We start from the raw sequence: 18683 nt of genomic DNA on the forward strand, positions 1-18683 counted from the left end.
CTGATAGAACAGGTAATTTGTGAAGAAGTTCTACGGTTAACCCGTTGCTGTGTGTAACACCTGCGGATTGGCATGAAAAAATACGTGTTCGCGCACCGGCCCGACAGCAACCTCGCCGATCTCCTGATAACCCTGCCTTTTATAAAATTCCAGGTAGCGCGGGTTACCGGTGTCGAGCACCACGCCTTGGGAGGTTTCGTCGACGGCGCACCAGTTGTGTACGGCGGTGAGCAATTGTTCGCCGTAGTGCTTGCCCTGAAATTGCGGATGCACGCCGAGCAATGGCAGCATGTGCACCGAGTCACCGGGCACGCACGCGGCGACGGCATCGTGATATTCCAGATAGCGCCGAGTGCAGCGAAACCCGGTGCTGAGCACCATGCGCAGGCGCCACGCCCAGCTCTCTGTCACCCCCAGGCGCCGTTGCGGCGGCGCAATCAGGGCGATGCCGATCAGCCGATCGTTGACCAGCAGTCCGATCGCCGGCAGGTCCTGGAGAAAATGCTGCTTGACCAGCTCACGCACCGTGGCGCGCACGCGTTGTTCATAACCCGGGCGTTCGGCTTCGAACAGGTAGCCGAAGGTCGGCTCGTGACGGTAGGCCTGATACAGCAGCGAGCGGGCTTCGCGGGAATAACCGCGGTCGAGCATGTGGATGTCGGCGATGGCGGTCTGGGTGTCAGGCATGGTGGTGATTCTCCCCGGGGCGCGCTCGAAGGATGGCGCGCTTGTTGGTACGAACCTTGGGCGGGTGGTGTGGTTCCCCCACAGGTATAGACCAACCTCGGATCTTCATCGACTGTTATGGCGCTATCGCGAGCAGGCTCACTCCTACAATTGAAATGCGTTCCCCTGTAGGAGTGAGCCTGCTCGCGAAGGCGTCATCACAGGCAACCCAAATCCCACAGCACAAAATGATTTCTCCCACACTGGCCCCCATCCCCCATGTCAGCTAGCATCGCCCTTTTGCCAGGACTGCCGACCATGAAGATTGTTTCCTTCAACATCAACGGACTGCGGGCCCGTCCGCATCAGCTGGCGGCGCTGATCGAAAAACATCAACCGGACGTGATCGGCCTGCAGGAAACCAAGGTCCACGACGACCAGTTCCCCCTGGAAGAAGTGCGCGCCCTCGGCTACCACGTGTATTTCCACGGGCAGAAAGGCCATTACGGTGTCGCCCTGCTCTCGCGCCAAGAGCCGATCGCTATTCACAAAGGTTTCGCCACTGACGAAGAAGATGCCCAACGGCGTTTTATCTGGGGCACCTTCGCCGATGCCAATGGCGTGCCGGTGACGATCATGAACGGTTATTTTCCCCAAGGCGAAAGCCGCGACCACCCGACAAAATTCCCGGCCAAGCAACGTTTCTACAGCGATCTGCAAGCGTTGCTGGAAAGCCAGTTTCACAACGAACAGCCGCTGGTGGTGATGGGCGATGTGAACATTTCCCCGGAAGACTGCGACATCGGCATCGGCCCGGACAACATGAAGCGCTGGCTGAAAACCGGTAAATGCAGCTTCCTGCCGGAAGAACGCGAGTGGATGGCGCGCCTGAAAAACTGGGGCCTGACCGACAGCTTCCGGCACCTGAACCCGGACGTGACCGACATGTTCAGCTGGTTCGACTACCGCAGCCGTGGTTTTGAGGATGAACCGAAGCGTGGCCTGCGCATCGACGTGATTCTCGCCTCCCATGGTTTGCTGCCACGGGTGAAGGACGCCGGCGTGGACTACGAATTGCGCGGGATGGAAAAGCCCTCGGACCACGCGCCGATCTGGCTCGAGCTGGCCTGATCCCAAACCTTACGCGTTATCTGTAGGAGTGAGCCTGCTCGCGATCACGGTGTACCGGTCAACATTTATGTCGACTGATCCACCGTGATCGCGAGCAGGCTCACTCCTACAGGGGATCCGTTGTCATCTTTCGGTCATGCGCCTGACTTAATCTCCCCGGCAATCCCCCAGGCCTGATTCGGTGCCGGCATGTCCCTGCGTGTGTTCTGCGTTTTTCTATTCAGCGCCTGGCTTCCGGTCTGCGCCGCTGCCCTGCCCTTGCCGGAAAACGGCCCGGCCCTGCGCATTCAGGGTTCCAACACCATCGGCGCCGAACTCGGCCCGGCCTTGGTGGAAGGCCTGTTGCAGAAACAAGGTCTGCTGAAGATCCATCGTGAAACCCCGGACGCCGCCAACGAGCAGCGCATCGTCGGCCAGACCGCCGAAGGTCAGCGCGTGGTGATCGAAGTGGCCGCGCACGGTTCCAGCACCGGTTTCGTCGCCCTGAAAAACGCCAGCGCCGACCTCGCCGCCGCTTCCCGCGAGATCAAGGACAGCGAGTTGCAGGCCCTGCAAGCGCTGGGCGATCTGAAAAGCCCGGGCGCTGAGCAGGTCATCGCCATCGATGGCCTGGCAATCATCGTTCATCCCGACAATCCATTGCAGCAACTGGACACCGAGCAACTGGCGCGGATCTTTGCCGGCGAGGTGAAAACCTGGGAAGCGCTCGGCGGACGTGGCGGCCCGATACATCTTTATGCGCGCGATGATCAGTCCGGCACCTACGACACGTTTAAGGAACTGGTCCTCAGCCATCGTGGGAAAAGTCTGAACAGCGCGGCGAAACGTTTCGAATCCAGCGAGCAATTATCCGATGCGGTCAGCAGCGATCCGCAGGCCATCGGTTTTATCGGTCTTCCTTATGTCCGCCAAGCCAAAGCCGTGGCCATCAGCGACGGCGCATCACTGCCGATGCTGCCCCTCGGCAGCCTGATTGCCACGGAGGATTACCCGTTGTCGCGACGGTTGTTCTTCTATCTACCGCCACAGAGCCAGAATCCCTGGGCGAAAGCTTTGGTGATGTTTGCGCAAAGTCGCCAAGGCCAGCAGATTGTCGCGGCCAATGGTTTTGTCAGCCAGACCGTGCACGCCATGAGCGTGGCGTCGAATGCGCTGATGCCCGAGGGTTATCAAGCGCTCAGTCGGCACGCCCAGCGTCTGACGGTGAATTTCCGCTTCGAGGAAGGCAGCGCGAGCCTGGACAATAAGGCGCGGCAGGATATGGCGCGGGTGCTCGACTATATAAAGCGTCATGACAAGAGCGAGCGGGCGGTGACGTTGGTTGGCTTTGGCGATGCCAAGGATGACCCGGCACGTGCGGACCTGCTGTCGAAGCTGCGGGCGATGGCGGTGCGCCGCGAGCTGGTCAGGAACGGTGTGGTGCTGCGCGAGGTTCGCGGTTTCGGCGCGTTGATGCCGGTGGCGGCGAATGATGCGGATCAGGGGCGGATCCGGAATCGGCGGGTTGAGGTTTGGGTGTACTGACTCAGCCCCTGATGTAGTGAACCTGCTTACGCCATCGCGGGCAAGCCCGCTCCCACAGGTTTCGATGGTGAACACGAGACTCATGTCCACTGCAGATCCCTGTGGGAGCGGGCTTGCCCGCGATGAACGATAACGCGGTGTTACTGACCGCTGCGCAGCATTTCCTTCGGCACATATTTGCCGATTTCGAACTTGCCGATTGCCGCGCGGTGCACTTCGTCCGGGCCGTCGGCCAGGCGCAGGGTGCGTTGCATGGCGTACATGTAGGCCAGCGGGAAATCGTTCGAGACCCCGGCGCCGCCGTGCATCTGGATCGCGCGGTCGATCACCCGCAAAGCGACGTTCGGCGCGACGACCTTGATCTGCGCGATCTCGCTTTTGGCGATCTTGTTGCCGACGGTATCCATCATGTACGCCGCTTTCAGCGTCAGCAGGCGCGCCATGTCGATCTCCATCCGCGAGTCGGCGATCTTGTCGATATTGCCGCCCAGCCGCGCCAGCGGTTTGCCGAACGCGGTACGGCTGACCGAACGTTTGCACATCAATTCCAGCGCGCGCTCAGCCATGCCGATCGAACGCATGCAGTGGTGAATCCGTCCCGGGCCGAGACGCCCCTGGGCGATTTCGAAACCGCGACCTTCACCGAGCAGAACGTTTTCATACGGCACGCGCACGTTGTCAAACAACACTTCGGCGTGGCCGTGCGGCGCGTCGTCGTAACCGAACACCGGCAACGGACGGACGATTTTCACCCCAGGGGTGTCGACCGGCACGAGAATCATCGAATGCTGGGCGTGGCGCGGTGCATCGGGGTTGCTCAGGCCCATGAAAATCAGGATCTTGCAGCGTGGATCACAGGCGCCTGAGGTCCACCACTTTTTGCCATTGATCACCCACTCATCACCATCGCGCACCGCACGAGCGGCCATGTTGGTCGCGTCAGACGAGGCAACGTCCGGTTCGGTCATGGCGAACGCCGAGCGGATTTCGCCGCGCAGCAACGGTTCGAGCCAGCGCTGTTTCTGCTCTTCGTTGGCGTAACGCACCAGCACTTCCATGTTGCCGGTGTCCGGTGCCGAGCAGTTGAACGGCTCCGGCCCGAGCAACGAACGGCCCATGATTTCCGCCAGCGGTGCGTACTCAAGGTTGGTCAGGCCAGCGCCCAGCTCCGACTCCGGCAGGAACAGATTCCACAGGCCTTCGGCTTTGGCCTTGGCTTTGAGCTCCTCCATGATTGCCGTTGGCTGCCAGCGATCACCCTCGGCAACCTGGCGCTCGAACACGGCTTCGGCCGGGTAAACGTAAGTGTCCATGAACGCGGTCACGCGCTCACGCAGTTGTTGAACCTTGGGCGAATAAGCGAAATCCATGGGCAGCACCTTCTCTTATGGAGGTTGTTCAGGTCATGCAATCGATGCTAGAACAGCGCTGATAATTTACCTAGCCTATTCTCGGCGTGTATAAACATTCATCACCGATATATGATCGGCTGATGGCCAGCCCTGAATATCGCCCTGAATAACAAGAGAAGCCGCGTAATGAATCTGAGCAAGGTCGACCTCAACCTTTTCATCGTCTTTGACGCGATCTACACCGAAGCCAACCTGACCCGCGCCGGGCAGATTGTCGGCATCACCCAGCCGGCGGTGTCCAACGCGTTGGCGCGGTTGCGTGAAACCTTCAACGATCCGTTGTTCGTGCGCACAGCGCAGGGCATGGTGCCGACGCCGATGGCGCAGAACATCATTGGCCCGGTGCGCAACGCCCTGTCGCTGTTGCGCGTATCGGTGCAGGAAAGCCGCATTTTCAACCCGGCGCAAGCGGTCAAGACCTACCGCATCAGCATGACCGACCTCACGGAAGCAATCATTCTGCCGCCCTTGTTTCAGCGCTTGCGCCGACTGGCGCCGACGGTGATCATTGAAAGCTTTCTGTCCAAACGCCGGGAAACCACCAAGGAACTGGCGGCCGGGCGTCTGGATTTCGCCGTCGATGCACCGCTCAACACCGACCCCCAGGTGCGCCACGTCAAGCTGATGGACGACCGTTACGTCTGTGCGATGCGCAAGGGCCATCCCATGGCGGGCAAGGAAAAACTCTCGCTGGATGATTACCTGTCGCTGACGCATATTCACATTTCCAGCCGCCGCAGCGGGTTGGGTTATGTCGATCTGGCGCTGGGCAAAATGGGCATTCAACGCAAGATCGCCCTGCGCTCGCAGCACTATCTGATGGCCTCGCAAGTGATGCAGCAGACCGACATGGTCATGACCGTGCCGGAACGTTTTGCCCGACGCCATGACCTGCAATCGTTCAATCTGCCGGTGAACGATGTGCCGTCGGTGGAAACGCACCTTTATTGGCACGAAAGCACCGATCAGGACCCGGCGAATCGCTGGATGCGCGAGCAGATGATCGAGTTGTGCCAGCAGGTGACGGCGCAGGAGAAGAAGCTGGATAAGGTGTAGGGCTTGAAACCGTGGCGCTGCTATCGCGAGCAGGCTCACTCCATTGTTCGCATTCCAACTGACGAAACGCGACCAATTGCAGGAGTGAGCCTGCTCGCGATGAGGCCAGCCAGGACACCACAAATCATCCCGCTTGACGTAAACGTCAACACGCCATTAGCTTAGCGCCATGCCCCTTCTCCGAGCGCTTTCATGAGCAGCCAGACCTACAGCATTTCCGACCTCGCCCGCGAGCTGGACATCACCACGCGGGCCATCCGTTTTTATGAAGAACAAGGCCTGCTGCGCCCCGAGCGCCGCGGCCAGGAGCGCATCTACTCACCGCGCGACAAGGTCAGCCTGAAACTGATCCTGCGTGGCAAGCGCATCGGGTTTTCCCTCGCCGAATGTCGCGAGCTGATCGAGTTGTACGACCCCTCCAGCGGTAACACCAAACAGCTCAACAGCATGCTGGCGAAAATTGCCGAACGCCGCGAACAACTCGAACAGCAATTGCTGGACATCGAACAGATGAAGCTCGAGCTCGATACCGCCGAAGAGCGCTGCGTGCAGGCATTGGAGCAGACGCTCAAGAGCCAGCAGGCGATCTGACAAACACCATATCCCCCTGTAGGAGTGAGCCTGCTCGCGATAGCGGTGTATCAGTGAAAAATATACCGACTGACACACCGCTATCGCGAGCAGGCTCACTCCTACAGGGATCTCCGCGAATTCAAAAGAACAGGTGAGCCCATGTCCCTCCCCTCCCAAGTACGCCTGATCGAAGTCGGCCCGCGCGATGGCCTGCAGAACGAAGCCCAACCGATCAGCGTCGCCGACAAGGTGCAGCTGGTTGATGCCTTGAGCGCCGCCGGCGTTGGCTACATCGAAGTCGGCAGTTTCGTCTCACCCAAATGGGTGCCGCAGATGGCCGGCTCCGCCGAGGTGTTCGCGCAGATTCAGCGCAAGCCTGGCGTGACCTACGGTGCACTGGCGCCGAATCTGCGCGGTTTTGAAGATGCGCTCGCGGCCGGGGTCAAGGAGGTCGCGGTGTTTGCCGCCGCGTCCGAAGCGTTCTCGCAGCGCAACATCAATTGCTCGATCAGCGAAAGCCTGGCGCGGTTTGCGCCGATCATGCAAGCGGCGCAACAACACGGCGTTACCGTGCGCGGTTACGTTTCCTGCGTGCTCGGCTGCCCGTACGAAGGCACGGTCGCGCCAGAGCAAGTGGCGATGGTCGCGCGTGAGCTGTACGCGATGGGCTGCTACGAGGTTTCGCTGGGCGACACCATCGGCACCGGCACCGCAGGCGCGACTCGCCGCCTGTTCGAGGTGGTGTCGGCGCAGGTACCACGAGAAAAACTCGCCGGGCATTTCCACGACACCTACGGCCAGGCCATGGCCAATATCTACGCCAGCCTGCTCGAAGGCATCGCCGTGTTCGACAGCTCGATCGCCGGTCTCGGCGGCTGCCCGTACGCCAAAGGCGCGAGCGGTAACGTTGCCAGCGAAGACGTGGTGTATCTGCTCAACGGCCTGGGTATCGAGACCGGTATCGACCTGGACGCCTTGATTGCCGCGGGTCAGCAGATCAGCACGGTGCTCGGCCGCCCGAGCGGTTCGCGCGTGGCCAAGGCGCGCAGCGCACAGTGAGGTGTTACCGCTGAGTTCGCGCTGTGCGCAAAGCGAGTAACACGGAAACAAATTGTCTGGCTTTGCGGGCGTTTAAAAAATCTCACAATCTCAAACCGTTGATTTTAAAGGGCTTTAAAAAGTTGGCACGACACCTGCTATCTCTATCGCATAACAAGAATAAAAAGCCGCAAACCAATAAAAACAAGACGAAACGACTCTGACATAACAAAAACAACACGGCAGAGACGCAGCTAACAGATTTTTTTGGAGAAGGTGTGCTTTTCAGGGTGCTCTCAGGAGTGACCCGCAACCGGGCAGAGAACAATAAAACTACCTTCAGGTAGCTCCCGAATCGGTTGGATCGTTAAACGAGAAAGCAGATCAGCGCTCAAAAAAATACGTTTGCTCTTGACCCCGGATGGGGGTCGCCAAAAACAGCGGTAAAGGGCCACGGTTGCCAAAAACAACAACAGACCGACCCTCAATAATAAAAAAGAGCACGCAACGACAAATTAAAGGGGAGCTTCGGCTCCCCTTTGTGCTTTCTGTGATTCCTGAATTCACCCCGAATCCCTTGTAGGAGTGAGCCTGCTCGCGATAGCGGTGTGTCAGCCAATATGTGCATCGACTGACACACCGCTATCGCGAGCAGGCTCACTCCTACAGGGATTTGTGTCAGGGCTGCTGTTCGCGCAGCTCTTCTATACTGATCTCGCGCATCCTGAACTTCTGAATCTTGCCCGTCACCGTCATCGGAAACTCTTCTACGAATTTGAAGTGCCGCGGCATCTTGAAATGCGCGATGCGTTCCTTGCACCAGGCCTGCAATTGCAGCTCGGACACGCTGTGGCCGGGGTGGAACTTGATCCACGCGACGATTTCCTCGCCGTAGCGCGAGCAGGGAATGCCGATCACCTGCACGTCCGCCACCGCCGGGTGAGTGAAGAAAAATTCCTCCAGCTCACGCGGATAAATGTTCTCGCCGCCACGAATGATCATGTCCTTGTTGCGCCCGGCGATATTGACGTAGCCGGCCTCATCCATGCTCGCCAGATCGCCGGTATGCATCCAGCCCGCCTCATCAATGGCTTCAGCGGTGGCCTGCGGGTTGTTCCAGTAGCCGAGCATGACGCTGTAACCGCGGGTACAGAGCTCGCCGATGGTGCCGCGCGGTACAAGGTTGCCGGCCTCGTCGATGATCTTGCTTTCCAGTTGCGGCTGGGTGCGGCCGACGGTGGTCACGCGCAATTCCAGTTCATCGTTCGGCCCGGTCTGCAGCGACACCGGGCTGGTTTCGGTCATGCCATAGGCGATCTGCACTTCGCTCATGTGCATCTCGCTGATGACCCGACGCATCACTTCGATCGGGCACGTCGCGCCGGCCATGATCCCGGTGCGCAGGCTAGACAGATCGAACTCGCGGCGTTGCGGCTGATCGAGCATGGCGATGAACATGGTCGGTACGCCGTAGAGTCCGGTGGCGTGTTCTTCGGCGACGGTTTGCAGGGTCAGTAACGGATCGAAGGCGTCATTCGGGTAGATCATCGTGCTGCCGTGGGTGATGCAGCCGAGGTTGCCCATGACCATGCCGAAGCAGTGATACAGCGGCACCGGGATCACCAGACGATCACGCGGGGTCAGGCCGATGCTTTCACCGACCATGTAACCGTTGTTGAGGATGTTGTAGTGACTGAGGGTCGCGCCCTTGGGGAAACCGGTGGTGCCAGAGGTGTACTGAATGTTCACCGGTTGATCGAAGTGCAGGCTGTTACTGCGTTCGCGCAGTTGCTCGGGCGAGACGCTCTGCGCGAGATCAGGCAATTGCGACCATGGCAGAAAACCTCGCGGCGGCTGCGCATCGAGGCTGATTACCCCACGCAGATCCGGCAGGCGCTCGCTGCTCAATTGGCCGGTGGCGTGCGCGGCCAGTTCTGGCAGCAGCCCCTGCAACATGCCGTGGTAGTCGGACGATTTGAACGCCCCGGCGCAGACCAGCCACTGGCAGCCGGATTGCTTGAGCACGTATTCGAGCTCGGCGCTGCGATAGGCCGGGTTGATATTGACCAGAATCACGCCGATTTTCGCCGTGGCCACCTGCGTGATGCACCACTGCGCGCAGTTCGGCGCCCAGATACCGAGGCGGTCGCCGGCTTGCAGACCCAGCGCGAGCAACGCCCGGGCATGCACATCCACTGCCTCGGCCAGCTGCCGCCAGGAATAGCGCAACTGCTGATGGCGGACCACCAGCGCTTCACCGTCCGGGTACTGCTCGACGGTTGCATCAAACTGCTGACCAATGGTCAGCGCGAGCAAGGCCTTGTCCTGCGAACCGCGGGTGTAGCTGCGCTGCGGTGCGGCACTGGGTTGATTCATGATGTCCCCTGTTGTCTTTATTAGCGGGTGTATCGAAGTTACCCCTGTAGGAGTGAGCCTGCTCGCGATGGCGTCAGATCAGTCACCCTCGTCATCGGCTGATAAATCGCCATCGCGAGCAGGCTCACTCCTACAGAAAGCACTGCGCTTTTCAATCCTGAATGGTCTTACTCTCGCCCAAGTTGACGTTAACGTAAAGTGTGATTGACAGTCATTCGTCGCAGGCTTACGTTAACGTAAAGGTGATAACTGACCGACCGTTTTCACTGCCACTACAAAAAAGCCAAAAGGTGCCGCATGAGCTATCCATCCCTGAACTTCGCCCTCGGTGAAACCATCGACATGCTGCGCGATCAGGTTCAGTCTTTCGTCGCAGACCAGATCGCCCCGCGCGCGGCGCAAATCGACAGCGACAACCTGTTCCCCGCCGACCTGTGGCGCAAATTCGGCGACATGGGCCTGCTCGGTGTCACCGTCCCGGAAGAATATGGCGGCGCTGGCCTCGGATATCTGGCGCACGTGGTGGCGATGGAAGAAATCAGCCGCGGCTCGGCTTCGGTGGCGTTGTCCTACGGCGCGCACTCCAATCTCTGCGTCAACCAGATCAATCGCAACGGCAATCACGAGCAAAAAAGCAAGTACCTGCCGCAGCTGATCAGCGGCGAACACGTGGGTGCGCTGGCGATGAGCGAGCCGAACGCCGGTTCCGACGTGGTGTCGATGAAACTGCGCGCCGACAAGCGCGGCGATCGTTTCGTGCTCAACGGCAGCAAGACCTGGATCACCAACGGCCCTGACGCCAGCACTTACGTGATCTACGCCAAGACCGATCTGGAAAAAGGCCCGCACGGCATCACCGCTTTCATCGTCGAGCGCGACTGGAAAGGCTTCAGCCGCAGCAACAAGTTCGACAAGCTGGGCATGCGCGGCTCCAACACCTGCGAGCTGTTTTTCGATGACGTTGAGGTGCCGGAAGAGAATATTCTCGGCGTGCTCAACGGCGGCGTGAAAGTGTTGATGAGCGGCCTCGATTACGAACGCGTGGTGCTCTCCGGCGGGCCGACCGGGATCATGCAGTCGTGCATGGACCTGATCGTGCCGTACATCCATGACCGCAAGCAGTTCGGCCAGAGCATCGGCGAGTTCCAGCTGATCCAGGGCAAAGTCGCCGACATGTACACCCAGCTCAACGCCAGCCGCGCCTACCTCTATGCGGTGGCGCAGGCCTGCGAGCGCGGCGAAACCACCCGCAAGGACGCCGCCGGGGTGATCCTCTACACCGCCGAGCGCGCCACGCAAATGGCCCTCGACGCGATCCAGATTCTTGGTGGCAACGGCTACATCAACGAGTTCCCGGCGGGCCGTCTGCTGCGCGACGCCAAGCTGTACGAAATCGGCGCCGGCACCAGCGAAATCCGACGCATGCTGATCGGCCGCGAACTCTTCAACGAAACGAAATGAATTTCGTCAGCTGCAAGCCGCAAGCTACAAGCTGCAAGAGAAACGCGCTCTTGCCCCAACTTGCAGCTTGCCGCTTGTAGCTAAAAGCTGCTTACGGAGTAAGCCCCCCATGATTTTGCACACTCAGCTCAATCCGCGTTCAGCCGAGTTCGCCGCCAACAGCGCGGCAATGCTCAAGCAGGTCGACGCCCTGCACACGTTGCTCGCCCAAGTCGCACAGGGCGGCGGCGCCAGGGCCCAGGAACGACACACGTCGCGGGGCAAATTGCTGCCGCGTGAGCGCATCAACCGCTTGCTTGATCCGGGCTCGCCGTTTCTGGAAATCAGCCAGTTGGCCGCTCACGCGGTGTATGGCGAGGACGTGCCGGCGGCGGGCGTGATCGCCGGGATCGGCCGGGTCGAAGGCGTCGAGTGCATGATCGTCGCCAACGATGCCACGGTGAAAGGCGGTTCGTATTACCCGCTGACCGTAAAGAAGCACCTGCGCGCGCAGACCATCGCCCAGCAGAATCGCCTGCCATGTATCTATCTGGTGGACTCGGGCGGCGCCAACCTGCCGCGTCAGGATGAAGTGTTTCCTGACCGCGAGCATTTCGGGCGGATCTTCTTCAATCAGGCCAACATGAGCGCGATGGGCATCCCCCAGATTGCCGTGGTCATGGGCTCGTGCACCGCAGGCGGTGCGTACGTGCCGGCGATGGCGGATGAAGCGATCATGGTGCGTAACCAGGCGACGATTTTCCTCGCCGGCCCGCCGCTGGTGAAAGCCGCGACCGGTGAAGTGGTCAGCGCCGAAGACCTTGGCGGTGCCGATGTGCATTGCAAGACCTCCGGCGTGGCTGACCATTATGCCGAGAGCGACGAACACGCCCTCGCCCTCGCCCGCCGCAGCGTCGCCAACCTCAACTGGCGCAAGCTCGGCGAAGTGCAGCAGCGCACGCCGATTGCGCCGCTGTATGCCAGCGATGAGTTGTACGGCGTGGTCTCGGCCGATGCCAAGCAGCCATTCGATGTGCGCGAAGTGATTGCGCGGCTGGTCGACGGTTCGGTGTTCGATGAATTCAAGGCACTGTTTGGCACCACCCTGGTCTGCGGTTTCGCCCATCTGCACGGTTACCCGATTGCGATCCTGGCGAACAACGGCATCCTCTTCGCCGAAGCCGCACAGAAAGGTGCGCACTTCATCGAACTGGCCTGCCAGCGTGGCATTCCGTTGCTGTTTCTGCAGAACATCACCGGTTTCATGGTCGGGCAGAAATACGAGGCCGGCGGCATCGCCAAGCACGGCGCCAAACTGGTGACCGCCGTGGCTTGCGCCAAGGTGCCGAAGTTCACAGTGATCATCGGTGGCAGCTTCGGCGCCGGTAACTACGGCATGTGCGGGCGGGCTTACGACCCGCGTTTCCTGTGGATGTGGCCGAACGCGCGCATCGGCGTCATGGGTGCCGAACAAGCCGCCGGTGTGCTGGTGCAGGTCAAGCGCGAGCAGGCTGAACGCAGCGGTCAGGCGTTCACCGCCGAACAGGAAAGCGAGATCAAGCAGCCGATTCTCGACCAGTACGAAGAGCAGGGTCACCCCTACTATTCCAGCGCACGACTGTGGGACGACGGCGTCATCGACCCGGCGCAGACCCGCGATGTGCTGGCCCTGGCCCTTTCCGCGTCGCTGAACGCGCCAATCGAACCGAGCCGCTTCGGCGTGTTCCGGATGTGATGCTTTCTGTGGGAGCGAGCCTGCTCGCGAATCAGGTTTGTCAGGTAGCGAATGCATCGCCTGATACATCGCTTTCGCGAGCAGGCTCGCTCCCACAAGAAACCGTGGAGACGGATGAATATGAGCGACTTCAATACCCTTGAACTGCAAAGCGACCCACGCGGTTTCGCCACGCTGTGGCTCGACCGCGCCGAGAAAAACAACGCCTTCAACGCCGAGATGATCCGCGAACTGATCCTCGCTCTGGACAAGGTCGCCAGCGACGCCAGTCTGCGCTTTCTGCTGTTGCGCGGCCGTGGCAAGCACTTCAGCGCCGGCGCCGATCTGGCGTGGATGCAGCAATCGGCCGAGCTCGATTACCACACCAACCTCGACGACGCCCGCGAGCTGGCCGAGCTGATGTACAACCTCGCCAAGCTGAAGATTCCTGCACTGGCGGTGGTGCAAGGTGCCGCGTTCGGTGGCGCGCTGGGGCTGATCAGCTGCTGCGACATGGCGATCGGTGCCGATGACGCGCAGTTCTGTCTGTCGGAAGTGCGTATCGGCCTGGCGCCTGCAGTGATCAGCCCGTTCGTGGTCCAGGCAATCGGCGAACGCGCGGCGCGGCGCTATGCGCTGACGGCCGAACGCTTCGGCGGACAGCGGGCGCGTGAGATCGGTTTGCTGTCCGAAAGTTATCCGCCAGCCGAACTCGAGCAACAAGTCGAACAGTGGATCAACAATCTGCTGCTTAACAGCCCTGCGGCCATGCGCGCCAGCAAGGACTTGCTGCGTGAGGTCGGCCATGGCGCGCTGACCCCGGCGCTGCGCCGCTTTACCGAAAATGCCATCGCCCGTATTCGCGTCAGCCCTGAAGGCCAGGAAGGCCTGCGCGCCTTCCTGCAAAAACGTCCGCCGAGCTGGCAAGCCGCAACCACCACCGAGGAGCCGCGTTGATGAGCGCACCCGTTCTCACCACTCTGTTGGTGGCCAACCGTGGCGAAATCGCCTGCCGCATCATGCGCACCGCCAAGGCCCTGGGCCTGACCACCGTCGCGGTGCACAGCGCCACTGATCGCGAAGCGCGGCACAGCCGTGAAGCGGACATCCGCGTCGATCTGGGCGGCAGCAAAGCGGCCGACAGTTATTTGCAGATCGACAAATTGATCGCGGCGGCCAAGGCCAGCGGCGCTCAAGCGATCCATCCCGGTTATGGATTTCTCTCCGAGAATGCCGGTTTCGCCCGCGCCATCGAAGCGGCCGGATTGATCTTCCTCGGCCCCCCCGCCTCGGCCATCGACGCCATGGGCAGCAAGTCCGCCGCCAAGGCGCTGATGGAAACGGCCGGTGTGCCCTTGGTGCCGGGTTACCACGGCGAAGCGCAGGATCTCGATACCTTCCGCGCGGCCTGCGAGCGCATCGGCTATCCGGTGCTGCTCAAAGCCACCGCCGGGGGTGGCGGCAAAGGCATGAAAGTCGTCGAGGACGTCAGTCAACTGGCCGAAGCGCTGGCCTCGGCGCAGCGTGAGGCGCAGTCGTCGTTCGGCGACTCACGGATGCTGGTGGAGAAATACCTGCTCAAGCCGCGGCATGTGGAAATCCAGATCTTTGCCGATCAGCATGGCCATTGCCTGTACCTGAATGAGCGCGATTGCTCGATTCAACGACGTCACCAGAAAGTCGTCGAAGAAGCCCCGGCACCGGGCCTGTCCGCGGAACTGCGGCGGGCGATGGGCGAAGCGGCCGTGCGCTCGGCGCAGGCGATCGGTTATGTCGGCGCGGGGACTGTGGAGTTTTTGCTGGACGCACGCGGCGAATTCTTCTTCATGGAAATGAACACGCGGTTGCAGGTCGAGCATCCGGTGACTGAAGCCATCACCGGTCTGGATCTGGTGGCGTGGCAGATTCGCGTCGCCCGTGGTGAGGCGCTGCCGATCACTCAGGAGCAGGTGCCGCTCAACGGTCATGCGATTGAGGTTCGCCTGTATGCGGAAGATCCAGCGAATGATTTTCTGCCGGCGACCGGTCGTTTGGCGCTGTATCGAGAGTCCGCCGCCGGGCCGGGGCGCCGTGTTGATAGCGGGGTCGAGCAAGGCGATGAAATTTCGCCGTTTTACGACCCGATGCTCGGCAAACTTATCGCCTGGGGCGAGGACCGCGAGCAGGCCCGGTTGCGCTTGTTGAGCATGCTCGACGAATTCGCCATTGGCGGTTTGAAGACCAATATCAACTTCTTGCGGCGGATCATTGCGCATCCGGCGTTCGCTGCGGCTGAACTGGATACCGGGTTTATTCCACGCTATCAGGAGCAACTGCTGCCAGCGGCGCAACCGTTGAGCGATGCGTTCTGGAACGCGGCGGCGCAAGCGCTGGCGCAGAGTCTGCCGCAGCGTACACGCGAGGATGATCCGGATTCGCCGTGGTCTCACAACAGCGGTTTACGCACAGGCTTGCCAAGCGAAACAACCCTGCATTTGAGTTGCGAAGGTCAGGATAAAGCGCTGACGTTGAATGACACCGGCAATGCCAGACTGAGCGGCGAAGCACTCATCGTGGAAGAAGCAGGTGTGCGCCGTAGTTTGCGCACCATTCGCCAGGGCGATGCGCTGTATCTGCAATGGGACGGCGAGTTACGACGTATCGAAACGTACGACCCGATCAGCGCCGTCGATGCCAGTCACAGCCATCAGGGCGGTCTGACTGCACCGATGAACGGCAGCATCGTCCGCGTGCTGGTCGAGGCCGGCCAATCGGTCGAGGCTGGGGCGCAATTGGTGGTGCTGGAAGCGATGAAAATGGAGCACAGCGTTCGCGCGCCGCATGCCGGGGTGATCAAAGCGCTGTATTGTCAGGAGGGCGAAATGGTCGGCGAAGGCAGCGCTCTGGTGGAGCTGGAAGCCGTGTGAATGAAGGATCGATCCTACGCCTGGCGAGGATCGATCTGACTAGTAACGCGCCGTGGCCTGCACCACGACGCCAATGATTCGACACTCGTCGGTCAGCAAGGCTTTCGGCCAGGTTGGGTTGAGCGGTACCAGGTACCGCTGGCCGCCCTGTTCGTCGAGTTTGCGGAAAATCGCTTCCGGGCTGTCGGGCCACTGGGCAATCACCAGTTTGCCCGGCACCGCCTCAACCGCCGGATCGACCAGAATCAGCATGCCTTCGGCAATGCTCTGGCCAGTCGGCGCGGTCATCGAATCCCCCGCTACCGTCAACCAGAACGCCGCGCCGCGTGCGTGGTAATCGGTGAGTTCGAAGCGCTGTTTAGCGGAGGCCCTGGTGTAGGACGCCGGGTCGCCTTCGCGCACCTCGCACGTCGTCTGCCAATCGCTGACCGGGTAACGGAAGTACGGGTTGTACTTCTGCGCCAGCGGCATCTCGTCCTCCGGCGTAACTTGCGGCTCACGAATCACCAGCACCACTTCGAGAAAATCCAGACCCAGCGCCTGCAGCACGCGGTTCATCTCGGTGACACCGGGTTCGCGACGCTTGTTCAGCCAATGACCGATCCCGCCCTGGGACATGCCGACGCGCTCTCCGAGCTCTGTTTGAGTGATTTTGAGTTCACTCATCTTGGCCTTGACCAACTCAATCCATTTATCCATGTGCGGCACCTTACTGTCGACGCCTTCGGCCGGCAAAACACAAATTGTAGTATTTAAATTCTAGTCACAACTACGCACAGTACTATGCTAAGAGGACGGATTCTCAATCGAACAAGGAGTGCCTCGTCATCATGACTATCAGCAGCAAAGACTTGCCCGATCTGCAAATGGACACCACGTTTACTTCGCCTCAAGGCAACGCGGCAGCGCAACGGGCGCTGGACTATTACTTGAAACCGGCTGTGTCAGAACCCGAGGTGGATGAGCGTTTTTTCGACGTCAAACGTCACCTCAGCGGTGAAGAAGCCCTGGTGCATGCTTCGGACCTGTTGCGCTGTGCGGCGGCGACAGCGTTCAAGGCCGCGGAAACCCTGCAGGGCGCGAGCCGCGATCTGGCGTTTTCCGTGGTGCACATGGTGGATATGGCGCGGGCGATGGTCGACCATTCGCTCGATGGCGAAGAAGCCTGAGCACAGCAGACGGAACGAGACAGGAAAGAATTTTCCAATCAGGGGGATAAAAACATTTGACTTGCAAATGATAATGATTATTATTGCAAGCAGCTGATCGCGAGATCAGTCGATGGCCCAGAGACCTTAGGTCGGTCTTCTGGACTATCTCCTCATCAGGCTAATCACGGTTTTTGACCCGGCTTTTTGCCGGGTCTTTTTTTGCCCGTTTTTCGGGCTTATGGCTTCAGGCTAATGAAGTCTTTGGGTGTTGCGCATTCGATGGCGCGGATAATATCAAAAGAATATCGGATGACAAGCGAAGCCCGGCCACACTGGGGCAAACTTTACCAATTAGCACTTGAGAATCACTCGCACACTCTCTAAGCTGCTTGCGCGTCACGGAGGACGCCCCCCGCTGCCGCCCCCGCAATTCCCCTCGGTTTCAAACCAGCCTGCGTGTAAAGTGACGGCCATAAAATCGTGTTCAGGAATCGATTATGTCCGTGGCCAAATCCTCGTTCGACATCAGCGCCAATTTCGACAGCGGCAACATTCAAGTCATCGATCTCAGCAATCCGCTCAGCCCGGTTCTGGCGATTCGCCCGGATACCCGCAGCGCACATTTTCAATGGTTCCACTTCAAGGCCAGCGGTCTGCATGTCGGCCAGGAACACTGGTTCCGGCTGATCAACGCCAGCCAGTCTTCGTATAACAAAGCCTGGACGGGCTACCAGGCCGTCGCGTCCTACGATCACGTCAACTGGTTCCGCATTCCGACCATTTTCGAAGGCGACTCCTTGCGTTTCTGCCTCGAAGCTACCCAGACCCACGCCTGGTTCGCCTATTTCGAACCGTACAGCCGCGGCCGCCATGACTGGCTGATCGAGCAGGCACTGAGCAAGGCCGGCACGCAACTGCTGGCGACGGGCAAAAGCGTCGAAGGTCGTGACATCCAGTTACTGCGCAAGGGCAGCGGCGACGAAGGCCAGCGCAAGGTCTGGATCATCGCTCAGCAACACCCGGGCGAGCACATGGCCGAGTGGTTCATGGAAGGCGTGATCGAGCGCCTGGAAAGACAAGACGATCCGGTGCTGAACAAACTGCTGGCCAGCGCCGATCTGTACCTGGTGCCGAACATGAACCCGGACGGTGCCTTCCACGGCCATTTGCGCACCAACGCCATGGGCCAGGACTTGAATCGCGCTTGGCAGAACGCCAGCCAGGAGATCAGCCCCGAAGTACTTTTCGTACAGCAGCAAATGGAAAAGTATGGCGTCGATCTGTTCATCGACGTACACGGGGATGAGGAGATCCCCCACGTGTTCACTGCCGGTTGCGAAGGTAATCCCGGGTTCACGCCGCGCATCGAAAAGCTCGAAGGGCACTTCAACACACACCTCAAGCACACGACCAGGGATTTCCAGACCCAGTACGGCTACAGCCGCGACGAACCGGGCCAGGCCAACATGACTCTGGCTTGCAACAGTGTCGGGCAGAAATACGACTGCCTGTCGCTGACACTGGAAATGCCGTTCAAGGACCACGATGACCACCCCGACCAAATCACCGGCTGGTCGGGCAAGCGCTCGAAACAATTGGGCAAGGATGTGCTGACCACCATCGCCGACATGGTCGATATCCTGCGCTGAACCCCTGCCCTCGCTGATCGGCAACCGGCGCATCGACTTGATGCGCC

The 18683-nt window shown here is 60.2% G+C and carries 15 protein-coding genes; 11 read left to right on the forward strand and 4 right to left on the reverse strand.

Features of this window, described 5'->3' with window-relative positions; translation table 11 throughout:
* Positions 1-36: 36 nt before the first annotated feature.
* Positions 37-687, reverse strand: coding sequence for a GNAT family N-acetyltransferase (locus BLU52_RS14985; protein ID WP_090284419.1), 651 nt, complete (start codon positions 685-687; stop codon positions 37-39).
* Positions 688-984: 297 nt separating this feature from the next.
* On the opposite strand from BLU52_RS14985, the gene xthA reads away from it, so the two are divergent.
* A complete protein-coding gene (gene xthA, locus BLU52_RS14990) occupies positions 985-1797 on the forward strand; it encodes an exodeoxyribonuclease III (protein ID WP_090284421.1) in 813 nt (270 codons plus the stop codon).
* 189 nt (positions 1798-1986) lie between these two features.
* The gene (locus BLU52_RS14995) at positions 1987-3321 is read left to right on the forward strand and encodes a substrate-binding domain-containing protein (RefSeq protein ID WP_090284423.1); all 1335 of its coding nucleotides are present in this window, start codon (positions 1987-1989) and stop codon (positions 3319-3321) included.
* 140 nt (positions 3322-3461) lie between these two features.
* On the opposite strand, the gene BLU52_RS15000 is transcribed toward BLU52_RS14995, so the two are convergent.
* The gene (locus tag BLU52_RS15000) at positions 3462-4691 is read right to left on the reverse strand and encodes an acyl-CoA dehydrogenase (RefSeq protein ID WP_090284425.1); all 1230 of its coding nucleotides are present in this window, start codon (positions 4689-4691) and stop codon (positions 3462-3464) included.
* Between the two features lie 168 nt (positions 4692-4859).
* Between BLU52_RS15000 and BLU52_RS15005 the strand changes: the two genes are divergently transcribed.
* The 3 genes from BLU52_RS15005 to BLU52_RS15015 all read left to right on the forward strand — a co-directional run bounded on the left by BLU52_RS15005 (position 4860) and on the right by BLU52_RS15015 (position 7421).
* A complete protein-coding gene (locus tag BLU52_RS15005) occupies positions 4860-5789 on the forward strand; it encodes a LysR family transcriptional regulator (protein WP_090284427.1) in 930 nt (309 codons plus the stop codon).
* 192 nt (positions 5790-5981) lie between these two features.
* Positions 5982-6380 carry a MerR family transcriptional regulator gene (locus BLU52_RS15010; protein WP_090284429.1) on the forward strand — a complete coding sequence of 133 codons (399 nt, stop codon included), beginning with the start codon at positions 5982-5984 and terminating at the stop codon, positions 6378-6380.
* A gap of 141 nt (positions 6381-6521) precedes the next feature.
* A complete protein-coding gene (locus tag BLU52_RS15015) occupies positions 6522-7421 on the forward strand; it encodes a hydroxymethylglutaryl-CoA lyase (RefSeq protein WP_090284431.1) in 900 nt (299 codons plus the stop codon).
* Between the two features lie 657 nt (positions 7422-8078).
* On the opposite strand, the gene BLU52_RS15020 is transcribed toward BLU52_RS15015, so the two are convergent.
* Positions 8079-9776: an AMP-binding protein gene (locus tag BLU52_RS15020; RefSeq protein ID WP_090284433.1), complete on the reverse strand. Its 1698-nt coding sequence runs from the start codon at positions 9774-9776 to the stop codon at positions 8079-8081.
* 297 nt (positions 9777-10073) lie between these two features.
* Between BLU52_RS15020 and BLU52_RS15025 the strand changes: the two genes are divergently transcribed.
* The 4 genes from BLU52_RS15025 to BLU52_RS15040 all read left to right on the forward strand — a co-directional run bounded on the left by BLU52_RS15025 (position 10074) and on the right by BLU52_RS15040 (position 15836).
* Positions 10074-11237 (forward strand): isovaleryl-CoA dehydrogenase, encoded by a 1164-nt coding sequence (locus tag BLU52_RS15025; RefSeq protein WP_090284435.1) that lies wholly within the window; start codon positions 10074-10076, stop codon positions 11235-11237.
* Positions 11238-11346: 109 nt separating this feature from the next.
* Positions 11347-12951: a carboxyl transferase domain-containing protein gene (locus tag BLU52_RS15030; RefSeq protein WP_090284437.1), complete on the forward strand. Its 1605-nt coding sequence runs from the start codon at positions 11347-11349 to the stop codon at positions 12949-12951.
* A gap of 120 nt (positions 12952-13071) precedes the next feature.
* A complete protein-coding gene (locus BLU52_RS15035; protein WP_090284439.1) occupies positions 13072-13887 on the forward strand; it encodes a gamma-carboxygeranoyl-CoA hydratase in 816 nt (271 codons plus the stop codon).
* The gene (locus BLU52_RS15040; RefSeq protein ID WP_090284441.1) at positions 13887-15836 is read left to right on the forward strand and encodes an acetyl/propionyl/methylcrotonyl-CoA carboxylase subunit alpha; all 1950 of its coding nucleotides are present in this window, start codon (positions 13887-13889) and stop codon (positions 15834-15836) included. The genes BLU52_RS15035 and BLU52_RS15040 overlap by 1 nt, the downstream gene beginning before the upstream one ends.
* 39 nt (positions 15837-15875) lie before the next feature.
* On the opposite strand, the gene BLU52_RS15045 is transcribed toward BLU52_RS15040, so the two are convergent.
* Positions 15876-16535 (reverse strand): LexA family protein, encoded by a 660-nt coding sequence (locus tag BLU52_RS15045; protein WP_090284443.1) that lies wholly within the window; start codon positions 16533-16535, stop codon positions 15876-15878.
* Between the two features lie 131 nt (positions 16536-16666).
* Between BLU52_RS15045 and BLU52_RS15050 the strand changes: the two genes are divergently transcribed.
* Together BLU52_RS15050 and BLU52_RS15055 are read left to right on the forward strand one after the other, a co-directional pair.
* Positions 16667-17005, forward strand: coding sequence for a DUF6124 family protein (locus tag BLU52_RS15050; RefSeq protein ID WP_090284444.1), 339 nt, complete (start codon positions 16667-16669; stop codon positions 17003-17005).
* Positions 17006-17484: 479 nt separating this feature from the next.
* Complete coding sequence (locus BLU52_RS15055; protein WP_090284446.1) at positions 17485-18636, forward strand: M14 family metallopeptidase; 1152 nt, start codon at positions 17485-17487, stop codon at positions 18634-18636.
* Positions 18637-18683: the final 47 nt, after the last annotated feature.

This window comes from Pseudomonas granadensis (genome assembly GCF_900105485.1).
Taxonomy (GTDB): domain Bacteria; phylum Pseudomonadota; class Gammaproteobacteria; order Pseudomonadales; family Pseudomonadaceae; genus Aquipseudomonas; species Aquipseudomonas granadensis.

Bases quoted from the DNA above. Each gene is read 5' to 3' on its own strand.
- BLU52_RS14985 (WP_090284419.1), bottom strand. From the start codon at position 687: ATGCCTGACACCCAGACCGCCATCGCCGACATCCACATGCTCGACCGC.
- xthA (WP_090284421.1), top strand. From the start codon at position 985: ATGAAGATTGTTTCCTTCAACATCAACGGACTGCGGGCCCGTCCGCAT.
- BLU52_RS14995 (WP_090284423.1), top strand. From the start codon at position 1,987: ATGTCCCTGCGTGTGTTCTGCGTTTTTCTATTCAGCGCCTGGCTTCCG.
- BLU52_RS15000 (WP_090284425.1), bottom strand. From the start codon at position 4,691: ATGGATTTCGCTTATTCGCCCAAGGTTCAACAACTGCGTGAGCGCGTG.
- BLU52_RS15005 (WP_090284427.1), top strand. From the start codon at position 4,860: ATGAATCTGAGCAAGGTCGACCTCAACCTTTTCATCGTCTTTGACGCG.
- BLU52_RS15010 (WP_090284429.1), top strand. From the start codon at position 5,982: ATGAGCAGCCAGACCTACAGCATTTCCGACCTCGCCCGCGAGCTGGAC.
- BLU52_RS15015 (WP_090284431.1), top strand. From the start codon at position 6,522: ATGTCCCTCCCCTCCCAAGTACGCCTGATCGAAGTCGGCCCGCGCGAT.
- BLU52_RS15020 (WP_090284433.1), bottom strand. From the start codon at position 9,776: ATGAATCAACCCAGTGCCGCACCGCAGCGCAGCTACACCCGCGGTTCG.
- BLU52_RS15025 (WP_090284435.1), top strand. From the start codon at position 10,074: ATGAGCTATCCATCCCTGAACTTCGCCCTCGGTGAAACCATCGACATG.
- BLU52_RS15030 (WP_090284437.1), top strand. From the start codon at position 11,347: ATGATTTTGCACACTCAGCTCAATCCGCGTTCAGCCGAGTTCGCCGCC.
- BLU52_RS15035 (WP_090284439.1), top strand. From the start codon at position 13,072: ATGAGCGACTTCAATACCCTTGAACTGCAAAGCGACCCACGCGGTTTC.
- BLU52_RS15040 (WP_090284441.1), top strand. From the start codon at position 13,887: ATGAGCGCACCCGTTCTCACCACTCTGTTGGTGGCCAACCGTGGCGAA.
- BLU52_RS15045 (WP_090284443.1), bottom strand. From the start codon at position 16,535: ATGGATAAATGGATTGAGTTGGTCAAGGCCAAGATGAGTGAACTCAAA.
- BLU52_RS15050 (WP_090284444.1), top strand. From the start codon at position 16,667: ATGACTATCAGCAGCAAAGACTTGCCCGATCTGCAAATGGACACCACG.
- BLU52_RS15055 (WP_090284446.1), top strand. From the start codon at position 17,485: ATGTCCGTGGCCAAATCCTCGTTCGACATCAGCGCCAATTTCGACAGC.